Here is a 23,285-nt window from a genome sequence, read left to right on the forward strand (position 1 = left end):
GAGCTAGAGTGCGTCTCATGCCGCAGTATCGGATCTCGGAGGCCGCCAGCCTGCTCGGCGTCAGCGACGACACCGTCCGGCGCTGGATCGATGCCGGCCGGCTCACCGCGGTCACCGACCCCGGGCCGGCCGTGGTCGACGGCGCCGAGCTGGCCGCCCTGGCCCAGGAGGTCGCCACCGCACCGAGCCTCGGCGCGCCGGTGAGCGAGAGCGCACGCAACCGGTTCACCGGGCTGGTCACCCGCGTGGTCAAGGACACCGTGATGGCGCAGGTCGACCTGCAGTGCGGCCCGTTCCGGGTGGTGTCGCTGATGTCGGCCGAGGCCGCCGAGGACCTCCGGCTCGAGCCGGGCGTGCTGGCCGTCGCCTCGGTGAAGTCCACCACCGTGGTGATCGAGACCCCGGAGCGCCGGTGACCCGCCGGCGGACCGGGGCCGTCGGCGTGCTGGCCGGGCTGCTGGTCGCGGCCACGGCGCTGGCCGGCTGCGGCGGCTCCGGCTCCCCGGCCGGTGCGCCGAGCCCCGGCGGGTCGAGTGCGACCGCGGTGACCGGGTCGATCACCGTGCTGGCCGCGGCCTCGCTGACCGGCGCGTTCGACCGGATCGGCCGGGACTTCGAGGCGGCGCACCCGGGCACCACGGTGACCTTCTCCTACGGCTCGAGCGCGACCCTGGCCGCCTCGATCACCAACGGCGCCCCGGCCGACGTCTTCGCCGCGGCCAGCGAGAAGACCATGCAGACCGTCAGCAGCGCCGGTGACACCGCCTCGACGCCGACCCCCTTCGTCAGCAACACGCTGGAGATCGCCGTCCCGAAGGGCAACCCGGGCGGCATCACCGGGCTGCGCGACTTCGCCGACGCCGGGAAGAAGATCGCCCTGTGCGCTCCGCAGGTGCCGTGCGGCGCCGCCGCCCAGCAGGTCTTCGCGAAGGCCGGGATCACGCCGAGGCCCGACAGCTACGAGACCGACGTCAAGGCCGCGCTGCAGAAGGTCGCGAGCGACGAGGTGGACGCGGCCCTGGTCTACCGCACCGACGTCATCGCCGCGCCGGGCAGCGTGCAGGGCATCGCGTTCCCCGAAGCGCGCTCGGTGGTCAACGTCTACCCGATCGCCACCCTCACGGGCGCGCGGAATCCGACCGCCGCGACCGCCTTCGTCCGCTACGTCGAGTCCGCGGCCGGCCAGCAGGTGCTGGCCGACGCCGGGTTCGCCAAGCCCTGACCGTGTCCCGCGCCACCGGGAGCGAGGAGCGGACGCGCCGGGCCGGCCGGTCGGGCCGCGGCGCAGGCGGACGCGGGAGCGCCTCCGGGGTGCTCGCGGTCCCGGCGTTGGTCGCGCTGGTCTTCCTGGTGCTGCCGCTGGTCGGGCTGGTCGTCCGCGCCCCCTGGCGGCAGGCCCCGCAGGTGCTGACCAGCCCGGACGCGCTCGCTGCCCTCCGGCTGTCGGTGCTGACCGCCACCGCCTCGACCGGCATCGCGGTGGTGCTCGGCGTCCCGCTGGCCTGGTGGCTGGCCCGGCCGGGGCTCCGGTTCGCCTCGCTGCTCCGCGCCGTGATCACGGTGCCGCTGGTGCTGCCCCCGGTGGTCGGCGGGGTCGCGCTGTTCACCGTCCTCGGCCGTTCCGGGCTGCTCGGCCGCCCGCTCTACGAGGCGACCGGTTTCGCGTTCCCGTTCACCCCGTACGCGGTGGTGCTGGCCCAGACCTTCGTCGCGCTGCCCTATCTGGTGCTCGCGGTCGAGGGCGCGTTGCGCGGGGCCGACCGGCGGTTCGAGGACGCCGCGGCCACCCTGGGAGCGAGCCCGCTGCGGACCTTCCTCCGGGTCACGCTGCCGCTCGTCGGACCCGGGATCGCCGCCGGTGCCGTGCTGGCCTGGGCCCGGGCGCTCGGCGAGTTCGGGGCCACCATCACCTTCGCGGGCAACTTCCCGGGCACCACCCAGACCATGCCGCTGGCCGTCTACCTGGCGCTGGAGACCGATCCCGGGGCGGCCCTGCTGCTCTCGGTCGCGCTGCTCGCCGTCTCGGTGGCCGTGCTGGCTGCTCTCCGCGACCGCTGGACCCGGGCGTGGTGAGCGGGCTGACCGCCCGGGTGCGGGTCGTGCGCGACCACTTCACGCTCGACGTCGCCGTCGACGTGGCGCCGGGGGAGGTGGTGGCGGTGGTCGGGCCGAACGGGGCGGGCAAGTCGACGCTGCTCCGCGCGCTGGCCGGGCTGGAGCCCGTCGGGGCCGGCCGGGTCGTGGTCGACGGGGTGCCGCTGACCGACACCGACCAGGGGATCGCCGTCCCGCCGCACCACCGCCGGATCGGGGTGGTGTTCCAGGACTACCTGCTGTTCCCGCACCTGACCGCGGCGGCCAACGTCGCGTTCGGGCTCCGGGCCGGCGGTGTCGGCCGGGCCGAGGCGACCCGGCGGGCGCAGAACTGGCTCGACCGGGTCGGGCTGGCCGACCTCGCCGCCGTCCGGCCGGGGCGGTTGTCCGGCGGCCAGGCGCAGCGGGTGGCGCTGGCCCGCGCACTGGCGCCCGACCCGCGGCTGCTGCTGCTCGACGAGCCGCTGGCCGCGCTCGACGCCCGCACCCGGCTGCAGGTCCGCGGTGAGCTCCGCCGTCACCTGCGCGACGTCGCCGGAGCCACCCTGGTGGTCACCCACGACCCGGTCGACGCCGCCGTGCTGGCCGACCGGCTGGTGGTGATCGAGGACGGCGCGGTGGTGCAGACCGGGACCCCGGGCGAGGTGGCCCGCCGGCCGCGGACCGAGTACGTGGCGCGGCTGGTGGGGCTCAACCTGCTGGCCGGTACCGCCGAGCCAGCACCCGAGGGCCGCTCGGGCAGCCGGGTCCGGCTCGGGACCGCAGCCCCGGTGGTCGTCCCCGGCCGGCACGCGGGGCCGGTGTACGTCTCCTTCCGACCGGCCGCGGTGGCGCTCTACGCCGAGCCGCCCGGGGGGAGCCCGCGCAACGTCTGGGCCGGCGAGGTGGTCGGGCTCGAGCCGGCCGGCGAGGCCGTCCGGGTCGAGGTCGGGACCGCGCAGGGGCCATCGGTGGTGGCCGAGGTGACCCCGGAGGCCGCCGCCGACCTCGACCTGGTCCCCGGCGCCCCGGTGTGGGCGGTGGTCAAGGCCAGCGAGATCGAGGTCTACGCACGCGGCTGAGGCTGTCTAGCATGGGCGCGTGCAGCAGCGCGCCGTCGTCGGATCGGTCAACCTCGGCCAGCCCGAGCCCAACCCCTACAAGGAGACCCGCGCCACCGGGATCGCCAAGCGGCCGCAGGACGGGCCGGTCGAGGTCCGGGCCCCGGGGCCGAAGAAGGGCGGGCTCGGCAGTGGTCTGGTCGGCGACTTCCTCGGCGACACCAAGCACCACGGCGGCGACGACCAGGCCGTCTACTCCTTCGCCCGCGAGGACCTCGACCGGTGGGCCGAACGGCTCGGACGCGAGCTGCCGAACGGCTTCTTCGGCGAGAACCTCACCACCGAGGGGATCGACGTCAACGCGGCCCGGGTCGGCGAGCGCTGGCGGGTGGGGGACACCGTCGAGCTGGTGGTGACCTGCCCGCGGATCCCGTGCTCGACCTTCCGCGGCTGGGTGGGGGAGCGCGGCTGGCTGCGGACCTTCACCGCCGACGCCCGGCCGGGGGCCTACCTCAGGGTCGCGGTGCCCGGGACGATCCGGGCCGGCGACCCGATCGCGGTGATCAGCCGCCCCGACCACGACGTCACCATCAGCACGGTGTTCCGGGCGACCACCAGGGAGCGCGAGCTGCTCCCCGGGCTGCTGGCCGCCGGCGACGACCTCGACGCCGAGACCCGCGAGGCGGCCGAGGCCGCCCGGGCCGCCGGCTGACGTGACCGACCGTCCGACGAAGGACGACGGGCCCGCCGGGATGATCCCGGCGGGCCCGTCGTCGTCGTGGTCCGGCGTGCGGCTCCGGCCGCCAATCAGGCGCGCGCGACCAGGTCGTTCACGCTCCGCAGCACCGGCGCGGCGGTCAGCGCCTCCGGGTCGAGCTCGGCGCCGGAGCGGACCACGAACGTGTGCGAACGGCCGGCGGGCAGCGTGACCAGCCCGCTGTCCACGGTCGCGGCCGGGTCCAGCCGGTCCGGGAACAGGCAGAGGTCCTTCACCAGCGCCCGCGCGGTGACCGTCACCCGGTAGCCGGGGCCCTCGCCCGCGGCCAGCGGCTCGGCGTGGACCGTGTGGGCCTCCGACGGCGCGGTGAGGGCGAGCTGCGGGTCCTCGTCGAACCAGCCGAACACCACCTCCCCACCCTCCGGCTCGGCCACCAGCACCTCGTCGGTCGGGTGCTCGGTGCGGGTCAGCTCGGGGTCGAGCATGATCGTCCGGCTGCTCCGCGGCTCGAGGGTGAACGGCACCGCGGCCGAGGCCACCGCCGTCCCGTCGGCCAGCCGCTGCCGGGTGATCAGCGCCTCGCCGGCCCACGGGGTGTCCGCGTCGTTGTGCAGCACCAGCGCCAGCCGCTCGGCGCTGTCCTGGGCGAGCGTGCGCTCCCCGACCTGGCGGTCGGTGCCGAGCACCGCCATGCCGAAGCCGAGCCGGGGGTCCGAGGACGGCTCGGGGCGCGGCTGGAGGGTGGCGAACCGGTCGGCGAAGACCCGGCGCAGCGCGTACCAGAGCGGCTTGCGGTGGTCGTGACCGTCGACCGCCGCCCAGCTGATGACCGGCCAGTTGTCGTTGAGCTGCCAGACGATCGCCCCGGCGTTGACCGGGGCGAAGCTGCGGAAGTGCTCGATCCCGAACGCGACCGCGCGGGCCTGGTTGAGCTGGGTCAGCCAGTGCCAGTCGTCGATGGCCACCGCGCCGTCGGCGTCGGTGCCCCAGTGCGGCAGGTGGTCGCCGAGCCCGCGCTCGAGCTTGGCGTTGCCGTCGTAGGCCTTCTGGTGCACCAGCATCTGCGGGCCGAAGGGGTCGAGCGGCTGGTCGTGCACGACCGAGGTCAGCGTCGACCAGGCCGGCGGGCCCTGGAAGCCGAACTCGGAGGCGAACCGCGGGACGCTGTCGCGGTAGTGGCGGTAGTCGAGGGCGTTCCACACCTCCCACAGGTGGGTGCAGCCGTGCCGCGGGTCGTTCGGGTGGTGGTACGGCGCGAAGCTGTACGGGCTGCCGGGGGAGTACGGCGTCCGCGGGTCGAGCTCGGCCACGATCCGCGGGAACAGCTCGGAGTAGTAGCCGTCACCCCAGCTCAGCCCGTTCAGTCGCGGCCGCCAGCCCCACTCGACCGAGCCCCAGATGTTCTCGTTGCCGCCGTTCCACAGGGCCAGGCTGGCGTGCGCGCTGAGCCGGGTGACGGCCTCGCGGGCCTCGGCCTCGAACTCGCTCCACAGCGGCTCGTCCTCGCTGTAGGCCGCGCAGGCCAGCAGGAAGTCCTGCCAAACGAGGATCCCGGCCTCGTCGCAGGCGTCGTAGAAGTCCTCGCGCTCGACGATGCCGCCGCCCCAGACCCGGAGCAGGTTGATCCCGGCGTCGACGGCGTGCTCGACGCCGCGGCGGTAGCGGTCGGCGTCCACCCGGGTGAGGAAGGCGTCGTCGGGGATCCAGTTGGCGCCGCGGACCCAGACCGGGGTGCCGTTGACCGCGATCACGAACGCGGTGCCGAACCGGTCGGGGCTGGTGTCGAGGGTGACCGAGCGGAAACCGACCCGGCCCTGCCACTCGTCCCGGCCGACCTGCCCGTCGGCCACCGACACCCGCACCGGGTAGAGCGGCTGGGCGCCGTACCCGCGCGGCCACCAGGGCGCCACCGCCGGCGCCTGCAGCACGAGGGCGGCGGCGGTCTGCCCGGCGGCGACCTCGACGGTGCCGATCACCTCGTCGTCGCCGTCGCCCAGCTCGACCCGCAGGGTCACCGGCTCGGTGGCCGACGGCTCCCACTCGAGCTCGGCGCGGACGTCGAGCACGCCGGTGGTGTCGTCGAGGCCGGCCAGCGGTCGCACCGCGGCCAGCCGGACGGTCGACCACGACTCGAGCCGCAGCTCCTTCCAGATGCCGACGCCGGCCAGGTCGGGTCCCCAGTCCCAGCCGTAGGCGCTGGCCATCTTGCGGATCGCGTTGAACGGGTGGGTGTTGGTGTACGGCCGCTCGCCGAGCTCCTCCGAGCGCTGTTCGGCCGCGGTCACCGGGCCGGTGAAGCTGATCTCGAGGGTGTTCTCGCCGATCTCGAGCAGCTCGGTGACGTCGAAGCGGTAGCCGCGGTGCTGGTTGGCCGTCCGGCCGATCTCGGCGTCGTTGAGCCGGACCACGGCGACGGTGTCGAGCCCGTCGGCGACCAGGTCGTGCCGGTGCGCGGCGTCGTGCTGCGCCTGCGTCCAGTCGAACCGGGCCCGGAAGGTCCAGTCGGTCCGGCCGATCCAGGCCAGCTCGCTCTCGTGGGCACCGTCGAACGGCTCCGGGATCAGGCCCGCGCGGAGCAGGTCGAGGTGGAGCTCGCCGGGGACCTGCGCCGGCACCCTGCGGTCGCCGACCGGGGTGTCGGGCCGGTCCGCGTCGACGTACCAGTCGACGCCGGCGGCGCTGGTCAACGGGGTGCGGACGAGGACGGAGGACGACGCAGTCACGGGCAGCGATGTTAACCGGTTCAGCGCCCGCGCGGGGGCCCGCACAGGGTTGCGGTCAGCCGGCGGCGATGGCCACCACGGCCAGGGCGCCGAGGACGAGTCCACCGACCTGCCAGCGGTCCGGGCGCTCGCGCAGCACCAGGATCGCCAGCACCACCGTGAACCCGGGGTAGAGCGCGGTCAGCACGGCGGCCACCGCGAGCGAGCCGAGGTGGGTGGCCGCGAAGAAGGCCACGGTCGCGGCCAGCCCGAGCGCGCCGGCCCCGACCGCCTGCCAGCGGGCGACCCGCCCGGACCTGCCGCCGAGCCCGGGTCGGCGGGGGCGCCCCAGCCAGCCGGCGGCGACTGCCAGCCCGAGCAGCGCGAGCGCGACCAGCTGGTCGGCCAGCACCGGCCACAGCCCGGCGGCGTCCCCGGCCCGGCCGAGGGCGACGAAGAGCAGCGCGAAGCCGGCACCCGAGACGATCCCCTCGGCGATCCCCGGGCCGAGTCGGCGCGGTCGGTGCTCCGGGCCCGCCGCGCGGACCTCGGCGGGGGAATCGCCGGGGGAATCGGCGGTCTGGTGGGCCATCAGGGCCACCGCCGGCACCGCGACCACGATCCCGGCCACCGCGAGCGGGGCGAGCCGCTCGCCGGTGGCCACGCCGACCAGCGCCGGCAGCGCGGCCGCACCGACCGCGGACAGCGGTCCGACCACCGTCACCTGGCCCTCGGCGTACCCGCGGTAGAGCGCGAGGATGCCGGCGGCCGACCCGAGACCGGCGAGCGCACCCCAGAGCAGCGGGGCGGCACCGGTGTCCGGGCGGAGCGCGGGCACCACGAGCACCAGCAGCGCCGTCATCGCGGTGCTGACCACCGCGGCGGCGAAGCTGACCCAGAGGAAGTGGACGCGCCGCGACCCCAGACCGCCGAGGAAGTCCGAGACGCCGTAGGCGACCGCGGCCAGCACACCGCACAGGATCGCCACCCGGGGAATGTAGCGGCCGCTCCGGCGGTTGCCCTCACCATGACGACTTCCACCGGTACGCAGATCGACGCCCGCGAGAGCGGCACCTTCGAGGTCAAGGGGCTGGGTCCAGTGGTCCGGCTGGGGTTCGGGGCCATGCGGATCACCGGGGACGGGATCTGGGGCGAACCGAAGGACCGTGAGGTCGCCCGCGCGGTGGTCCGGCGGACGCGTGAGCTCGGCATCGACTTCATCGACACCGCCGACGCCTACGGCCCGGACGTCAGCGAGGAGATCATCGCCGAGGCGATCTACCCCTACGACGGCGTGAAGATCGCCACCAAGGCCGGGCTGACCCGCACCGGCCCCGACCAGTGGATCCCGGTCGGCCGGCCCGAGTACCTGCGTCAGCAGGTCGAGAAGAGCCGCCGCCGGCTGCGGATCGACAGCCTCGACCTGCTCCAGCTGCACCGGATCGACCCGAAGGTCGACGCCGACGAGCAGTTCGCCGAGCTGGCCAAGCTGCAGAGCGAGGGCAAGGTGACCGCGCTCGGGCTGTCCGAGGTGACCGTGGCCGAGATCGAGCAGGCGAGCCGGCACTTCGAGGTGGCCACCGTGCAGAACCGGTTCAACCTCACCGACCGCAAGTCCGAGGACGTCCTCGACTACTGCACCGAGCACGGCATCGGCTTCATCCCGTGGGCGCCGATCAGCGCCGGTGAGCTGGCCGCTCCGGGCGGCCCGGTGGCCCAGGCCGCCGAGAAGCTCGGCGCGACCGCCTCGCAGGTGGCGCTGGCCTGGCTGCTCCGCCGCTCGCCGGTGATCCTGCCCATCCCGGGCACCGGCTCGGTCGAGCACCTCGAGGAGAACACGGCGGCAGCGGGGCTCCGGCTCGACGACGAGGCCTACGCCGCGATCGACGCCGCCAGCTGAACGAGCGGGTCGGGTCGGCCGATCCGCAGGTCAGCAGCCGGGGGCGGGTGGTCGCTGCTCCCGGCTTTGACCCGGGTTGGGGCCGTCGAGTAGCCTTGATCCTTGTGTTCGGGCTTGCCCGACGCGTACGCGTGCCCCGACATCCCGACGGGCGCCAGGCCGGAAACGGCCGGTCCCGGGGATCTGGAGTTCGCCCGGGGCCTCACCGTAGTGCACATCGCCCGCGGTGGCGGTTCGTCGACACGAGCCGATGAGGGCCCCGACTCCTGAGTTGGACCCGAAGCCAGACCCGAGCAAGACATCGCGCAGGACAGACAGAAAGAGACAGCAACCGGTGCCCACCATCCAGCAGCTGGTCCGCAAGGGCCGCGCCGACAAGGTCGCCAAGAACAAGACGCCGGCCCTCAAGGGCTCGCCGCAGCGTCGCGGGGTGTGCACGCGCGTGTACACGACCACGCCGAAGAAGCCGAACTCGGCGCTGCGCAAGGTGGCCCGCGTGAAGCTGTCCTCCGGCATCGAGGTGACCGCCTACATCCCGGGTGTCGGCCACAACCTGCAGGAGCACTCGATGGTGCTGGTCCGCGGCGGCCGGGTGAAGGACCTCCCGGGTGTCCGCTACAAGATCATCCGCGGCTCGCTCGACACCCAGGGCGTCAAGAACCGCAAGCAGGCCCGCAGCCGCTACGGCGCGAAGAAGGAGAAGTAATGCCTCGCAAGGGTCCGGCCCCGAAGCGGGCCGTGCTGGTCGATCCCGTCTACGGCTCCCCGCTGGTCAGCCAGCTGGTGAGCAAGATCCTGCTGGACGGCAAGAAGACCGTCGCGCAGCACATCGTCTACACCGCTCTGGAGGGCACCCGGGCCAAGACCGGTGTCGACCCGGTGCAGACCCTCAAGCGCGCGCTCGACAACGTCCGCCCGAGCCTCGAGGTGAAGAGCCGCCGCGTCGGTGGCGCCACCTACCAGGTGCCGGTCGACGTCAAGCCCGGTCGTTCGACCACGCTGGCGCTCCGCTGGCTGGTCAGCTTCTCCCGGCAGCGCCGCGAGAAGACCATGGCCGAGCGCCTGATGAACGAGCTGCTGGACGCCTCGAACGGCCTGGGTGCCGCGGTCAAGCGCCGCGAGGACACCCACAAGATGGCCGAGGCCAACAAGGCGTTCGCCCACTACCGCTGGTGACCCGCAGGGGCCACTCGCACCCGATCACCCTCCTGGGTACCACCGCGAAGGACTGAATCACAGCAATGGCTGTCGACATCAAGACCGACCTCGGCAAGGTCCGCAACATCGGCATCATGGCCCACATCGATGCCGGCAAGACGACCACCACCGAGCGCATCCTCTTCTACACCGGCATCAACTACAAGATCGGTGAGGTCCACGACGGCGCCGCCACGATGGACTGGATGGAGCAGGAGCAGGAGCGCGGCATCACCATCACGTCCGCCGCGACGACCTGCAGCTGGAAAGACCACCAGATCAACATCATCGACACCCCGGGCCACGTCGACTTCACCGTCGAGGTGGAGCGCAGCCTGCGCGTCCTCGACGGCGCGGTCGCGGTGTTCGACGGGGTCGCCGGCGTGGAGCCGCAGAGCCAGACGGTGTGGCGGCAGGCCGATCGCTACGGGGTGCCCCGGATCTGCTTCGTCAACAAGCTCGACCGCACCGGTGCGAACTTCGACTTCTGCGTCGAGACGATCAAGAACCGGCTGATGGCCGTGCCGGCCGTCATGCAGCTCCCGATCGGTGCGGAGGCGGACTTCATCGGCGTCGTCGACCTGCTCAAGATGCGGGCCCTGACCTGGCGCGGCGAGACCACGATCGGTGAGGACTACACCGTCGAGGAGATCCCGGCCGACATGGTCGAGAAGGCCGAGCAGGCGCGTGCCGACCTGATCGAGCTGATCGCCGACGTCGACGATGAGCTCGCCGAGCTCTACCTCGAGGGCGGCGAGGTCAGCGCCGAGGCGCTGCAGCACGCCGTCCGACGGGCCGTGCTCGCCAGCAGCATCACCGCGGTGTTCTGTGGCAGCGCGTTCAAGAACAAGGGCGTCCAGCCGCTGCTCGACGCGGTGCTGGCCTACCTGCCCGCGCCGATCGACGTGCCCGCCATCAAAGGCTTCAAGCCCGGTGACGAGTCGGTGGAGATGGAGCGGCACCCGAGCGACTCGGACCCGTTCAGCGCGCTGGCCTTCAAGATCGCGGCCGACCCGCACCTGGGCAAGCTGACCTTCATCCGCGTCTACTCGGGCAAGCTCGAGGCCGGCACGCAGGTGCTCAACAGCACCAAGCAGCGCAAGGAGCGGATCGGCAAGATCTACCAGATGCACGCCAACAAGCGTGAGGAGATCGCCACCGTCGGCGCGGGTCAGATCGTCGCCGTGATGGGTCTCAAGGACACCACCACCGGCGAGACCCTCTCGGACTCCGCCAACCCGGTGGTGCTCGAGTCGATGGACTTCCCGGCCCCGGTCATCGAGCAGGCGATCGAGCCGAAGACGAAGTCCGACCAGGAGAAGCTCTCGATGGCGATCCAGCGGCTCGCCGAGGAGGACCCGACCTTCCGCGTCCACACCGACGAGGAGACCGGGCAGACCATCATCGCCGGCATGGGCGAGCTGCACCTCGAGGTGCTGATCGACCGGATGAAGCGCGAGTTCAAGGTCGAGGCCAACATCGGCAAGCCGCAGGTGGCCTACCGCGAGACGCTGCGTCGCCCGGTCGAGAAGGTCGAGTACACCCACAAGAAGCAGTCGGGTGGCTCGGGCCAGTACGCCCGCGTGATCATCAGCCTGGAGCCGCAGGAAGCCGGCACCGGGTACGAGTTCGTCAACGCGATCACCGGTGGCCGCATCCCGCGCGAGTACATCCCGGCGGTGGACGAGGGCATCCAGGAGGCCATGCAGTTCGGCGTCCTGGCCGGCTACCCGGTCGAGGACATCAAGGTGACCCTGACCGACGGTGCCTACCACGACGTGGACTCCTCCGAGCTGGCCTTCAAGATCGCCGGCTCGATGGTCTTCAAGGAGGCCGCCCGGCGTGCCGACCCGGCTCTGCTCGAGCCGATGATGGCCGTCGAGGTGACCACCCCGGAGGACTACCTGGGCACCGTGATCGGCGACCTCAACGCCCGCCGCGGCCAGATCCAGGCCATGAACGACGTGCACGGCAGCAAGGTCGTCGAGGCCCTGGTCCCGCTGTCGGAGATGTTCGGCTACGTCGGCGACCTGCGGAGCAAGACCTCGGGTCAGGCGAACTACTCGATGGAGTTCCACAGCTACGCCGAGACCCCCAAGTCGGTCTCCGACGAGATCGTCCAGAAGGCTCGCGGCGAGTGATCCTGGCCCCGTCCGGTTCGGGTTTGACCTGAGCCGGACGGGCGGGAAAACTTAGGCCGGATTGCGTGCCGGCCGGGCACCAGCACGAGATCACGCAAGCACGACCGAAGACCAAGCAACCAGAAGCGCCCCGCGAAGTGCGCGTGGCGACATCCCAGAAGGAGCCCCAGTGGCAAAGGCCAAGTTCGAGCGGACCAAGCCGCACGTCAACATCGGCACCATCGGGCACATCGACCACGGCAAGACCACGCTCACCGCGGCGATCTCGAAGGTGCTCCACGACAAGGACCCGGTGCTGAACCCCAACACCGAGGCCTTCGACCAGATCGACAAGGCGCCCGAAGAGCGTCAGCGCGGCATCACCATCTCGATCGCCCACATCGAGTACCAGACCGAGGCTCGGCACTACGCCCACGTCGACTGCCCGGGTCACGCCGACTACGTCAAGAACATGATCACCGGTGCGGCCCAGATGGACGGCGCGATCCTCGTGGTCGCCGCCACCGACGGCCCGATGCCGCAGACCCACGAGCACGTGCTGCTGGCCCGCCAGGTCGGCGTCCCCGCGATCGTCGTCGCGCTGAACAAGTGCGACATGGTCGACGACGAGGAGATCCTCGAGCTCGTCGAGCTTGAGGTCCGCGAGCTGCTGAGCAACCAGGAGTTCGACGGCGACAACGCCCCGATCGTCCGGGTCGCCGCCTTCCCGGCGCTGAACGGTGACGAGAAGTGGGGCCAGTCGATCCTGGAGCTGATGGACGCGGTCGACGCCTACATCCCGCAGCCGGAGCGCGAGATCGACAAGCCGTTCCTGATGCCGGTCGAAGACGTCTTCACCATCACCGGTCGTGGCACCGTCGTGACCGGGCGCATCGAGCGCGGCGTGGTCAAGGTCAACGAGACCGTCGACATCATCGGGATCCGCGACACCAAGCAGACCACCACGGTCACCGGTGTCGAGATGTTCCGCAAGCTGCTCGACGAGGGCCAGGCCGGTGAGAACGTCGGTCTGCTGCTCCGTGGCACCAAGCGCGAGGACGTCGAGCGCGGCATGGTCGTCATCAAGCCGGGCACGACCACCCCGCACACCGACTTCGAGGCTCGGGTCTACATCCTGAGCAAGGAGGAGGGCGGCCGTCACACCCCGTTCTTCAACAACTACCGTCCGCAGTTCTACTTCCGCACCACCGACGTGACCGGTGTGGTGAACCTGCCGGAGGGCACCGACATGGTGATGCCGGGTGACAACACGGACATGTCCGTGCAGCTCATCCAGCCGATCGCCATGGAGGAGGAGCTGAAGTTCGCCATCCGCGAGGGCGGGCGCACCGTCGGCGCCGGCCGGGTGACCAAGATCCTCAAGTGATCACCGCGGACGGCCGCTGAGGCCGTCCGAGCGAGCTGTGGGCGAGGGCCCCGGACCTACGAGGTCCGGGGCCCTCGTCGTCTCTGCGCACGCGGCGCGGACGCGCGGGTCCTGTCGGGATCACGCCCTTTCCGCCGCCGTCGCTGTCGGGATCGGTCCCGGACGGCGGGAGCTCGGCAGATCCTGGCCCGGCAGCCCCGGGCGCTTGCATGATCTTCACCCTCCTCTAGGGTGGAGGAATGGTCGGAGCACACCAGACCCTGGAGCGTCCTGCCCAGGTTCCGGCGTCCCGCGACCGCAACTTCCTGCGCTACCTCGGTGGCGTGGCCGCCGCGGACGTCGGTGACCAGGCCTGGCTGACCGTGCTGGCCTGGACCGCGGCCCAGACCGGGCGCCCGGTGGCCGCCACCCTGGTGCTCGCCGCGGGCACCGTCCCGCGCGCGGTGCTGGCCCTGGTCGGCGGGGCGGTCGCCGACCGGTTGCCGTCCCGTCCGCTGCTGATCGGCGCCAACGGCGTCCGGGTGCTCGTGCTGCTGGCCGGGGTCGCCGGGCTGCTCGGGCTGCCGGGGCACACCCTTGCCGTCGCGGTCGGGGTCGCGGTGCTGTTCGGGGCCGCCGACGCGCTTCACATCCCGGCGATCGGCACCATGCCGCGTCAGCTGGTCGACGGCAGCCAGCTGCTCCGGGCCGCCAGCATGCGGCAGCTCGTCCAACGGCTCGCCTCGATCGCCGGTCCCTCAGCGGCCGGCTTCGTGCTCGCCGCGGTCAAGCTGCCCGGTGCGCTGCTCGGGCTGGCCGCGCTGTTCGCGGTGGCCGCCGTGCTGCTCACCACCGTGCGGATCCGCCACCCGCGCGACGAGTCGGTCGACCAGCCGGTGCTCGCCTCGATCCGTGACGTGCTCGGCTATCTGCGCCGGGACCGCAACGCCGGCGGGCTGGTGCTCGCGCTGGTCGGGCTCAACGTCTTCGTCATCCCGGTGGTCTCCGCCGGGGTCGCGCTCCGGGCCCACGAGCAGAGCTGGGGCCCCGAGACGCTCGGTCTGCTGCTCGGCGCGGTCGGGCTGGGCGCGGTGGTCGGCACCGTCTGCACCCTGCGGATCCGGCCCACCCACCCGCTGGCCTTCGCGCTGCTGATGCTGATGCTGCAGGGCGGCGCGCTGGCCGTGGTCGGGGCGGCGCCGCTGGTCGGGGTCGGGGTCGCGCTCGGGGTGGTCGGGCTGACCTCGGGACTGGCCTCGCCGTTGCTCTCCGGCACCCTCCAGGCCACCGTCGAGCAGGTCTACCTCGGCCGGGTGTTCGCGCTGATCAGCCTGTCCGACAACGGGCTGATCCCGCTCTCGCTGGTCGGCTTCGGCGCACTCTCCGGCGGGATCGGGGTCGGCACGACCAGCCTCCTGTTCGGCGCGGCGATGGTGCTGCTGATGTTCAGCGCCTTCGTCCGTCCGACCCTGCGCCGGCTCCGGGTCGACGAGGCCGCCGGCACCCTGGCCGACTGACCCGGAGCCGCGACGCCGTCAGCGGGTGAGCAGCGCCACCGGGTAGGTCCCGAACAGCGCCGCGGCCTGCACCTCGCCGGTGTGCACGGTGCCGGTCAGCGCGTCGGTCCAGCGCCCCTCGGGCAGCGCGACCACGGTCTCGCGCCAGCCGCCGCGCTCGGCCAGCCGGTGCGAGAGCCGGGTGACCAGGGTGAGCGCGCCACCCCGGTCGAAGCCGAGCAGGTGGGCGGCCGAGGGGCCTGTCGCGGTCACCGGCCGGTAGCCGGCGAACAGCTCGGGCCGGTCGCGACGCAGCCGCAGCGCGGTCCGGGTGAGGTGCAGCTTGGCCGCCCCGTCGGCGTCGATCGCGGGCGCCTGGCCGGCGGAGCCGAGCAGGGCCCGGCGGGCGGCGAAGTCCACCGGCCGGCGGTTGTCCGGGTCGACCAGGCTGTCCTCCCAGAGCTCGGTGCCCTGGTAGACGTCGGGGACACCCGGAGCGGTCAGCTGCACCAGCTTCTGCCCGAGGCTGTTGGTCCGCGCGGCCCGGTCGAGGCCGCGGTGGAAGGTCTCCACCCGCTCCCGCAGCTCCGGCTCGGACCAGACCCGGTCGATCGCGGCGTGCACCGCGGACTCGAACTCCTCGTCGTTCTCCAGCCAGGTGGTGGCCAGGGCGGCCTCGCGCATCGCCTTCTCCGCGTAGGCGTGCATCCGCCCGGCCTCGATCAGCCCGACCCCGGCCACGGTCTGCCAGAGCAGGTAGGCGAAGGTCGGCTCGGGCAGCGGGACGTCGGCGATCATCGCGGCGACGAACTCGGCCCAGGCCTCGGGCTGCTCGCTGAGCACGGCCAGCCGCATCCGGACGTCCTCGCCGCGCTTGGTGTCGTGGGTGGACAGCGAGGTCATGGTCTGCGGCCAGACCTCCTGCCGGGTCTGCTGCGCGGTGTGGAAGTCCTCGGGCCGGACGCCGAACAGGCTCGGGTCGCCCCCGACCTCGTTGAGCGCGACGAACCGGTTGTAGCGGTAGAAGGCGGTGTCCTCGACGCCCTTGGCCATCGTCGCCCCGGTGAGCTGCTGGAACCGGCGGGCCAGCTCGTCGGCCGGGTCGGTCAGCCGCGGGTAGAGCGCCCGGACGCTGTCGGCCAGCTGCGGGCGGCGCTCGAGCACCACCTCGAGCGCGTGGTCGAGGTGCTCGCGGCCCTCGGGCAGGTAGGAGCGGTAGACCTCGAAGGCGACCGCGGCGATCGCGATCACCTGGTCGGCGTCGGGGACGTCGGGGGCGAGGGCGGCCAGCCGGGAGATCTCGGCCCGGAGCAGCTCGCGGACCACCATCACCTTGCCGTCCCAGATGTGGTCGTCGAGCTCCTTGGTGTCGCCGGTGGTCATCCGGTAGAGGTTGGTGAGCAGCGCCTCGGCCTCGGTGTCGACGAACACCCCGGTGTACTCGCGCATGGCGTCGTAGCCGGTGGTGCCGGCCACCGGCCAGCTGGTCAGCAGCTGCTCGCCGGGCTCGAGGATCTTCTCGACGGTGATCCAGGCGCCGGGGGCCAGGGCGGCCAGCCGTTCCAGGTACTCCCCGGGGTCGACCAGACCGTCGGGGTGGTCGACCCGGAGCCCGGTGACGCCCTCGGCCACCCAGCGGGCGATCCGCTCGTGGGTGCCGCGGAACACCGCCTCGTCCTCGACCCGGAGCCCGGCCAGCGTCTCGACGGCGAAGAACCGCCGGTAGTTCAGCTCGCTGTTGCCCCGGTGGTAGTCGACCAGCTCGTAGTGCTGGGCGTCGTGGACCTGCTGCAGGGTGCGGCCCGGCTGGTCGCTGCCCGGGGCGAGCGGGAACCGGTGCTCGTAGTAGCGCAGCTCGCCGTCGGTGACCTCGAGCGCCGAGACGTCGTCGGCCGAACCCAGCACCGGGACCAGGATCCGCGGTCGGCTCCAGTCGATGTCGAACCAGTCGGCGTAGGCCGAGTCGCGGCCGTGGGTGAGGACGTCCCACCAGGCCGGGTTCTCGACCGGCTTGGAGATGCCGAGGTGGTTGGGGACGATGTCGGTGACCACGGCCAGCCCGTCGGCGCGCGCGGCCCGGAGCAGGGCGGCCAGGCCGGCCTCACCGCCGCGCTGCGGGTCCACCGTGCGCGGGTCGGTGGCGTCGTAGCCGTGGTCGGAGCCGGTGGTCGAGGTCAGCACCGGTGACAGGTAGACCGCCCCGACGCCGAGGTCGGCCAGGTAGCCGGTGAGCGCGGCGGCCTGGTCGAGGGTGAAGTCCGGCGTGATCTGCAGCCGGTAGGTGGCGGTGGGTGCGTTCGAGGTGGTCGACACCTTCTGAGCCTAGGGGTGACCGACGCTCCCGCCCGCGGCGGGGAGCGGGGCGGACACCCCGGCCGGCTCAGCCCGGGGCGGCCCGGCGGACGAACGTCCGGGTCGCCCGGTCGAACCGCGTCCCCGCGGTGCCGAACGCCCGCGCGATCGCTCCGGAGGCGATCAGCTCGGCCGGCGTCCCGCTGGTGGCGCGGCCGCCGTCGAGCAGCAGCACCCGGGCGTCGGTGCGGAGCGCCAGCTCCACCTCGTGGGTCGACATCAGCACCGCGAGGCCGCGCTCGGCGGCCACCTCGGCCAGCAGCGCCAGCAGGTCGACCCGGGCACCGACGTCGAGGAAGGCGCTGGGCTCGTCGAGGACGAGCAGCCGCGGGTCCTGCACCAGGGCGCGGGCCAGCAGGATCCGCTGCCGCTGCCCGTCGGACAGCTCGGCGAGCCGTTCGCCGGCGATCTCCCGGGCGTCGAGCCGGTCGAGGGTCGACTCGACCAGCCCGCGCTCGGCGGCGTCGAGCCGGCCGTCGAGCAGGCCGTGGTGCGGGTGCCGGCCGAGCTCGACCACCTCGCGCCCGGTCAGCAGCCCGACGTCGACGCGCTCGGTGAGCAGCACCGCGGTCCGCCGGGCCCGGTCGCGGGGGGACATCGCCGCCAGGTCGTCCCCGTCGAGCCGCGCCCGGCCGCCCAGGGCGGGCTGGAGGGCGAGCACGGTGCGCAGCAGCGTCGACTTGCCCGCGCCGTTCGGCCCGATCACCGCGGTGACCAGACCGGGAGGGACGCCGGCCTCGACGTCGGCGACCACGGTCCGATGCGGCCGCGGCCGCCCAAGTCGGCGGTGCCCGACCGGGTAGCCGACGCTCAGCCGCTCCAGCCGCAGCCCCGCCTCGCCCCTCACACCGCCCCGCCCGTCACACCGCCCCCGCGGCGAGCCGTCGGGAGCGGAGCAGCACGGCGACCACCACCGGCGCACCGATCAGCGCGGTGACCACGTTGACCGGGAGCACACCGTCGGCGCCGGGGAGCTGGGCGACCACCGCGCACAGGCTGGAGACGATCACCCCGGTGGCCACCGTGGCCGGCAGCAGCAGCCGGTGGTCGGAGCTGCCGAGCACCAGCCGGGCCAGGTGCGGGACGGCGATACCGAGGAAGCCGATCGGCCCGCAGTAGGCGGTGACGACGCCGGCGGTCACCGCGGTGGCCAGCACCGCGACCGTGCGCACCACCCGGACCCGGACGCCCATCGAGGCGGCGTAGGACTCGCCGAGCAGCAGCGCGTTGAGGGGCCGGGTCAGCGCCGCGGCCAGCAGCAGCCCGAGCAGCACCAGCGGCGCCAGCACCGGCAGGTCGTCCTTGGTCACCCCGCTGTAGGAGCCGAGTCCCCAGAGCACGAACCGCTGCAGCCGGGTCGGGTCGGCGAAGGCGATCAGCAGCGAGGTCACCGCGCCGATGGCCGAGGACAGCATCACGCCGACGATCAGCAGGGTGACCACCGAACGCACCCACCGCCCGAGCAGCAGCACCAGGGCGAGCACGGCGCCCGAGCCCACCGCGGCGGCGACGACCACCCCGATCCGGCCCGAGCCGCCGAGGTCGACGAAGGTGCCGGCCGCGGCCCCGGCCGCGGTGCCGCCGCCCAGGGTGACCACCGCGACGCCGAGGGTGGCCCCGGAGCTGACGCCGAGCACGTAGGGATCGGCCAGCGGGTTGGCGAACAGCGTCTGCATCAGCAGCCCGGCCGCGGCCAGGCCGGCCCCGGCGAGCGCCGCGGTGGCCACCCGGGGCATCCGGATCTGGTCGAGCAGCACCGTCCAGCCCGGGTCACCGACCGGGGCGCCGACCAGGTAGCGCAGCACCGCGGGCAGCGGGATCGTCACCGAGCCGACGGCCATCGCCACCGCGACGCAGAGCACCGCGACCACGGCCAGCACCGGGAGCGTGACCGCCGGACGGAGCCCGATCCGGTGCCGGGGGAGCGCCGCAGCGCGCCCCGCCGCGGGCCGGGAGCCGCCGCGCTCCGCGCTGCCGGTGACGACCACGACCGAGGCTCAGGAGAGCTTGCGGTAGAAGGTGAACCGGTGGTCGGGCATCAGGTCCGGGTGCAGGATCGCGATCAGGTCGGCCTCGACCAGGTCGGGCCGCTGGACGCCGAGCTCGAAGTAGTTATTGCCGCCCGCGGCGTTGACCTGCAGGCTCGGCGACCAGACCTCGCCGGAGCTGAACGCGGTGAAGTCGGCGAACCGCGGCTCCTCCTTGAGCGCCTCGGCCTTGCTGGTCCAGTTCGCGGTGTTGATCCAGACCCGGGCCCGGCCCGAGCGGTCGAGCACCGTCTCGGTGGTGGCGCTGACGCTCCCGGCGGACTCGTTCGACTGCCACGGCCAGTTGGCGCCGGCGTCGGTCAGCAGCTTGCCGGCGAAGCTGCCGCCGGCCGGCATCGACCAGGTGCCCTGGTAGGGCTGGCTGGTCAGCACGTCGACCTTCTTCGCGTCGCGCGCCTTGGCCACCACCGCGTCGTAGGCGTCGGCGATCTGGTCGAACACGGTGGTGGCGCGCTGTTCGGTCCCGGTCAGTGCGGCGAAGTACTTGATCCACTCGGCGCGTCCCAGCGGGTCGGACTCGAGGAAGTCCGCGTCGGCGAGCACCGGGACACCGGCCTTCTCGATCGTCGCGTAGGACGGGTCGTCGGTCCCGCCGGTGACCAGCACGTCGGGCTTGGCCGCGACCACCTTCTCGGCGTCGGTGGTGCCGCTGGCGGCGAACTCGGTCACCCCCGCCCCCTTCGTCCGGGCGATCACCTCGGGCTCGCTGATGTAGGCCTTGGACGCCACCCCGGTCAGCACCCCGAGCTGGCCGAGCTCGACGAGCGCGGGCAGCTGGGTGGTCGAGGCCGAGAACAGGCTCTTCACCGGGGTGGTGACCTCCGGCGCCTGGGCCAGCGCGCCGGTCAGCGCGGGCTTCGGGGCACCGCACTTGACGAGCACGTAGCTGACCGGGCCGCCGCCGACGGTCGGCTGCTCGACGGTGAGCACCTGGTAGCTCTTGTGGTAGCTCAGGGTGAAGTTGTCGGCGTGCTCGATCGTCTGCTTGACCGGGTAGTAGTCGGTGTTCGGGTCGAAGTCGCGGATGCAGCCGTCGGCGCCGGTGCCGGCCGGGGTCGAGACGGGCGTGGCGGGGGCGGCGCCGGTGGTGGTGTCGGTGCCGCAGCCGGCTAGCGCGGTGGTCGCGGTCAGGGCGAGCGCGCCGAGCAGCACGAGCCCCCGGCGGGTGGTGCGGGTCATCTGGAGAGCTCCTCGCGGGCACGGCCCGCCGTCCGGGGATCTGCCCGGGGGACACCCTCCGTGCCCCCGGACGCACGGGTCGGCGACCCGCGCACCGACGGCAGGTTTTCGGACTCGCGGGCGACGGACGCCGGCCCGGACGTGCGGGCCGGTGGGTCCGGGCCTAGTGGGCGTCGCTTCCCGGGCGGACCGTCTCCGGTCCGGGTCCAGTGCGTCTGACGCCGGTCGTTCCCGCTCACCGCTGCGGGGCAGCTCCGGTCTCGCACCGGATTCCCTCCCCGTCGGCGGCGTCAGCCTAGCCCGCCGGGCCCTGCCCCGGCACGGTCGCTCAGCGCGGTGACTCAGCGCGGTCGCCGTTCAGAGGTGGGACAGGATGATCGCGCTCCGCGTCCGGGTGACGCCGGGGTGGTTGCGGATCCGGCCGAGCACCTGCTCGAGGTGGCCGGCGTCGGAGCAGCGGACCAGCAGCACCCCGTCGGCGTCGCCGGTGACCGTGAAGGCGTCGACCACCTCGGGGATCGGCGCCACCATGGTCCGCATCTTCTCCGGCGGGATCCGGCCCTCGCAGTAGACCTCGACGAAGGCCTCGATGCTCCAGCCGAGCGCGGCGTGGTCGACGTCGGCGGTGAACCCGCGGATCACCCCGTCGCGGACCAGCCGGTCCACCCGGCGCTTGGTCGCCGCCACCGACAGGCCGACGGTGTCACCGAGCGCGGCCAGGCTGCGTCGACCGTCCTCGACCAGCGACGCAATGATCTTGCGGTCGATGTCGTCGATGCGCAACACACTGGCCTCCGCTTCGTCGTTTCCATCCTGTTCCTTGCTCCACCCTGATCCTAGGCTTGCCCGGTGACCAGTGTTGTCGAGGCGGCCGTCGCCGCCCCGTCCCGCCGCGTGCGGACCCGGCACTTCCTGATGTGCCCGCCGCGCTACTTCGACGTGTCCTACGCGATCAACCCCTGGATGGACCCGAGCACCCCGGTGAGCCCGCAGCGCGCGCTCGGGCAGTGGACGATGCTGGTCGAGGAGTACGCCCGGTGCGGGCACCGGGTCGACCTGCTCGACCCGCAGCCCGGGCTGCCCGACATGGTCTTCGCGGCCAACGGCGCCACCGTGGTCGACGGTGCGGTGCTCGAGGCCCGGTTCGCCAACCCGCAGCGCACCGCCGAGGCCGGGTGGCACGCGGCCTGGTACCGCCGGCACGGCGACCGGCTGGGGCTGGCCGCGCCGCAGCCGGCCCACGCGGTCAACGAGGCCGAGGGCGACTTCGCCGTCCACCACGTCCCCGGTCGTCCGGGAGCCGGCGAGGGGGCGTCCGGACACACCCGGGTGCTGGCCGGCTGGGGGTTCCGGACCGAGCGGGCTGCGCACGAGGAGCTGGCCCGGGCCACCGGGGCCGAGGTGGTCGCGCTCGAGCTGGTCGACCCGCGCTTCTACCACCTCGACGTCGCGCTGACCGTGCTCGACGACGAGACCGGGCTGATCGCCTACCACCCGCCCGCGTTCGCCCCGCGCAGCCGCGACCTGCTGGCCCGGCTCTACCCGGACGCCGTGCTCGTGGGCGAGACCGACGCGCTGGCCTTCGGGCTGAACAGCGTCAGCGACGGCCGGAACGTCTTCGTCCCGGCCGGTGCCGAGGGGTTCCTGACCGAGCTCGCGGCGCGCGGCTTCACCCCCGTGCCGGTCGACCTGAGCGAGCTGGTCAAGGCGGGCGGCAGCGTCAAGTGCTGCACCCAGGAGATCCGCGGCCCGCGCGCCGCCGAGAGGAGCAGAGGATGACCGTCACCGACACCACCCGTGACACCGGAGCCGACACCGGGAGCGACACCGGCCGCGGGACGGTCCCGGGCGCGGCGACCCGGGCCCTGCTCGCGCAGAACGACGCCCACGTCGCGCACAACTACCACCCGCTCGACGTGGTGATCGCGCACGCCGAGGGTGCCGTGGTCACCGATCTCGACGGCCGTGAGCACCTCGACTTCCTGGCCGGCTACTCGGCGACCAACTTCGGCCACCACCACCCGGTGCTGGTCGAGGCGGCCCGGGCCCAGCTCGACCGGGTCACGCTGACCAGTCGCGCGTTCCACCACGACCAGCTGGCCCCGTTCGCGGCCGGGCTGGCCGCGCTGGTCGGCAAGCAGACGGTGCTGCCGATGAACACCGGGGCCGAGGCGGTGGAGTCCGGGATCAAGGTGGCCCGCAAGTGGGGCTACGAGGTCAAGGGCGTCCCCGACGGACAGGCCGAGATCGTCGTGATGGCCGGCAACTTCCACGGCCGCACCACCACCGTCGTCGGGTTCTCCGACGACCCGGACGCCCGCGACGGGTTCGGCCCGTTCGCGCCCGGCTTCCGCACCGTGCCCTACGGCGACCTCGAGGCGCTGGCCGCGGCGATCACCCCGCGGACGGTCGCGGTGCTGCTCGAACCGATCCAGGGCGAGGCCGGGGTGCTGATCCCGCCCGCCGGCTGGCTGCCCGGCGTGCGGGCGCTGTGCACCGCGCACGACGTGCTGCTGATCGCCGACGAGATCCAGTCCGGGCTCGGCCGCACCGGTCGGACGCTGGCCTGCGAGCACGAGGGCGTGGTCGCCGACCTCTACCTGCTCGGCAAGGCGCTCGGCGGCGGGATCGTCCCGGTCTCGGCCGTGGTGGGTGACGCCGACGTGCTCGGCGTGCTGCGGCCGGGCACGCACGGCAGCACCTTCGGGGGGAACGCGCTGGCCAGCGCGGTCGGCCGCGCGGTGGTCGGGCTGCTGGCCACCGGCGACTACCAGCGTCGGGCCGCCGAGCTCGGCGCCCGGATGCGCGCGCGGCTCGACGCCCTGCTCGGCGAGGGTCTGGTCGGCGTCCGCAGCCGCGGCCTCTGGGCCGGGATCGACATCGACCCCGCCCTGGGCACCGGACGTGAGGTCTGCCACCGGCTGGCCGACTACGGCGTGCTGGCCAAGGACACCCACGGGTCGACGCTGCGGTTCGCCCCGCCGATCGTGATCACCGAGAGTCAGCTCGACCACGGGCTCGACCAGCTCGAGCGGGTGCTCGCCGACCTCCGTCGCTGAGGCCGGAACCCACC

At 73.3% G+C, this 23,285-nt stretch carries 20 protein-coding genes, 1 pseudogene and 1 riboswitch; of the genes and pseudogenes, 14 read left to right on the top strand and 7 right to left on the bottom strand.

Features of this window, described 5'->3' with window-relative positions:
- Positions 1-17: 17 nt before the first annotated feature.
- The 6 genes and pseudogenes from FHX74_RS03340 to FHX74_RS03360 all read left to right on the top strand — a co-directional run bounded on the left by FHX74_RS03340 (position 18) and on the right by FHX74_RS03360 (position 3,846).
- Positions 18-416 carry a TOBE domain-containing protein gene (locus FHX74_RS03340; RefSeq protein WP_182558626.1) on the top strand — a complete coding sequence of 133 codons (399 nt, stop codon included), beginning with the start codon at positions 18-20 and terminating at the stop codon, positions 414-416.
- Entirely contained in the window at positions 413-1,222 is an 810-nt protein-coding gene (modA, locus tag FHX74_RS03345; protein ID WP_328823590.1) for a molybdate ABC transporter substrate-binding protein, read from the top strand. The genes FHX74_RS03340 and modA overlap by 4 nt, the downstream gene beginning before the upstream one ends.
- Positions 1,223-1,224: 2 nt before the next feature.
- Positions 1,225-2,073, top strand: a complete 849-nt coding sequence (locus FHX74_RS03350) for an ABC transporter permease (RefSeq protein ID WP_182558627.1) — start codon at positions 1,225-1,227, stop codon at positions 2,071-2,073.
- Positions 2,070-2,552 (top strand): annotated as a pseudogene (locus tag FHX74_RS21290) (ABC transporter ATP-binding protein); the annotation flags it as partial. The gene FHX74_RS03350 and the pseudogene FHX74_RS21290, both read left to right, overlap by 4 nt.
- Before the next feature lie 342 nt (positions 2,553-2,894).
- Positions 2,895-3,155 (top strand): TOBE domain-containing protein, encoded by a 261-nt coding sequence (locus FHX74_RS21295; RefSeq protein WP_407941461.1) that lies wholly within the window; start codon positions 2,895-2,897, stop codon positions 3,153-3,155.
- Positions 3,156-3,174: 19 nt separating this feature from the next.
- Complete coding sequence (locus FHX74_RS03360) at positions 3,175-3,846, top strand: MOSC domain-containing protein (RefSeq protein WP_182558628.1); 672 nt, start codon at positions 3,175-3,177, stop codon at positions 3,844-3,846.
- A 95-nt stretch (positions 3,847-3,941) separates the two neighbouring features.
- Here the strand turns inward: FHX74_RS03360 and FHX74_RS03365 are convergent, their stop codons facing one another.
- Together FHX74_RS03365 and FHX74_RS03370 are read right to left on the bottom strand one after the other, a co-directional pair.
- The gene (locus FHX74_RS03365; RefSeq protein ID WP_328823592.1) at positions 3,942-6,575 is read right to left on the bottom strand and encodes a glycoside hydrolase family 2 protein; all 2,634 of its coding nucleotides are present in this window, start codon (positions 6,573-6,575) and stop codon (positions 3,942-3,944) included.
- Between the two features lie 55 nt (positions 6,576-6,630).
- Complete coding sequence (locus FHX74_RS03370; protein ID WP_182558629.1) at positions 6,631-7,542, bottom strand: EamA family transporter; 912 nt, start codon at positions 7,540-7,542, stop codon at positions 6,631-6,633.
- A 39-nt stretch (positions 7,543-7,581) separates the two neighbouring features.
- On the opposite strand from FHX74_RS03370, the gene FHX74_RS03375 reads away from it, so the two are divergent.
- From FHX74_RS03375 to FHX74_RS03400, 6 genes are all read left to right on the top strand, one after another.
- On the top strand, positions 7,582-8,454 hold the full coding sequence (locus FHX74_RS03375; RefSeq protein ID WP_182558630.1) for an aldo/keto reductase: 873 nt from the start codon (positions 7,582-7,584) through the stop codon (positions 8,452-8,454).
- A gap of 334 nt (positions 8,455-8,788) precedes the next feature.
- Positions 8,789-9,160, top strand: coding sequence for a 30S ribosomal protein S12 (gene rpsL, locus FHX74_RS03380; RefSeq protein ID WP_182558631.1), 372 nt, complete (start codon positions 8,789-8,791; stop codon positions 9,158-9,160).
- The gene (rpsG, locus tag FHX74_RS03385; RefSeq protein WP_182558632.1) at positions 9,160-9,630 is read left to right on the top strand and encodes a 30S ribosomal protein S7; all 471 of its coding nucleotides are present in this window, start codon (positions 9,160-9,162) and stop codon (positions 9,628-9,630) included. The genes rpsL and rpsG overlap by 1 nt, the downstream gene beginning before the upstream one ends.
- A 65-nt stretch (positions 9,631-9,695) precedes the next feature.
- Positions 9,696-11,792 (top strand): elongation factor G, encoded by a 2,097-nt coding sequence (fusA, locus tag FHX74_RS03390; RefSeq protein WP_182558633.1) that lies wholly within the window; start codon positions 9,696-9,698, stop codon positions 11,790-11,792.
- Between the two features lie 169 nt (positions 11,793-11,961).
- Positions 11,962-13,158: an elongation factor Tu gene (gene tuf, locus FHX74_RS03395; RefSeq protein ID WP_182558634.1), complete on the top strand. Its 1,197-nt coding sequence runs from the start codon at positions 11,962-11,964 to the stop codon at positions 13,156-13,158.
- A gap of 239 nt (positions 13,159-13,397) precedes the next feature.
- Entirely contained in the window at positions 13,398-14,654 is a 1,257-nt protein-coding gene (locus FHX74_RS03400; protein WP_182558635.1) for an MFS transporter, read from the top strand.
- Between the two features lie 18 nt (positions 14,655-14,672).
- Here FHX74_RS03400 and treY read toward each other — a convergent pair whose 3' ends face one another.
- The 5 genes from treY to FHX74_RS03425 form a co-directional block, all read right to left on the bottom strand.
- Positions 14,673-16,946: a malto-oligosyltrehalose synthase gene (gene treY, locus FHX74_RS03405; RefSeq protein ID WP_182558636.1), complete on the bottom strand. Its 2,274-nt coding sequence runs from the start codon at positions 16,944-16,946 to the stop codon at positions 14,673-14,675.
- 67 nt (positions 16,947-17,013) lie between these two features.
- A complete protein-coding gene (locus tag FHX74_RS03410) occupies positions 17,014-17,739 on the bottom strand; it encodes an ABC transporter ATP-binding protein (RefSeq protein ID WP_220483402.1) in 726 nt (241 codons plus the stop codon).
- Between the two features lie 106 nt (positions 17,740-17,845).
- The gene (locus FHX74_RS03415; RefSeq protein WP_220483403.1) at positions 17,846-18,973 is read right to left on the bottom strand and encodes a FecCD family ABC transporter permease; all 1,128 of its coding nucleotides are present in this window, start codon (positions 18,971-18,973) and stop codon (positions 17,846-17,848) included.
- A 9-nt stretch (positions 18,974-18,982) separates the two neighbouring features.
- Complete coding sequence (locus FHX74_RS03420; RefSeq protein WP_182558637.1) at positions 18,983-20,212, bottom strand: ABC transporter substrate-binding protein; 1,230 nt, start codon at positions 20,210-20,212, stop codon at positions 18,983-18,985.
- 102 nt (positions 20,213-20,314) lie between these two features.
- A riboswitch (cobalamin riboswitch) is annotated at positions 20,315-20,488 on the bottom strand.
- 81 nt (positions 20,489-20,569) lie between these two features.
- On the bottom strand, positions 20,570-20,998 hold the full coding sequence (locus FHX74_RS03425) for an Lrp/AsnC family transcriptional regulator (protein WP_182558638.1): 429 nt from the start codon (positions 20,996-20,998) through the stop codon (positions 20,570-20,572).
- A gap of 63 nt (positions 20,999-21,061) precedes the next feature.
- Here FHX74_RS03425 and ddaH point away from each other — a divergent pair, with 63 nt between their 5' ends.
- Both ddaH and rocD read left to right on the top strand, forming a co-directional pair.
- Entirely contained in the window at positions 21,062-21,991 is a 930-nt protein-coding gene (gene ddaH, locus FHX74_RS03430) for a dimethylargininase (RefSeq protein WP_328823593.1), read from the top strand.
- Positions 21,988-23,271, top strand: coding sequence for an ornithine--oxo-acid transaminase (rocD, locus tag FHX74_RS03435; RefSeq protein ID WP_182558639.1), 1,284 nt, complete (start codon positions 21,988-21,990; stop codon positions 23,269-23,271). The genes ddaH and rocD overlap by 4 nt, the downstream gene beginning before the upstream one ends.
- The last annotated feature ends 14 nt before the right edge of the window (positions 23,272-23,285 follow it).

It is taken from the genome of Microlunatus kandeliicorticis (genome assembly GCF_014137855.1).
GTDB classification, from domain to species: domain Bacteria; phylum Actinomycetota; class Actinomycetes; order Propionibacteriales; family Propionibacteriaceae; genus Microlunatus; species Microlunatus kandeliicorticis.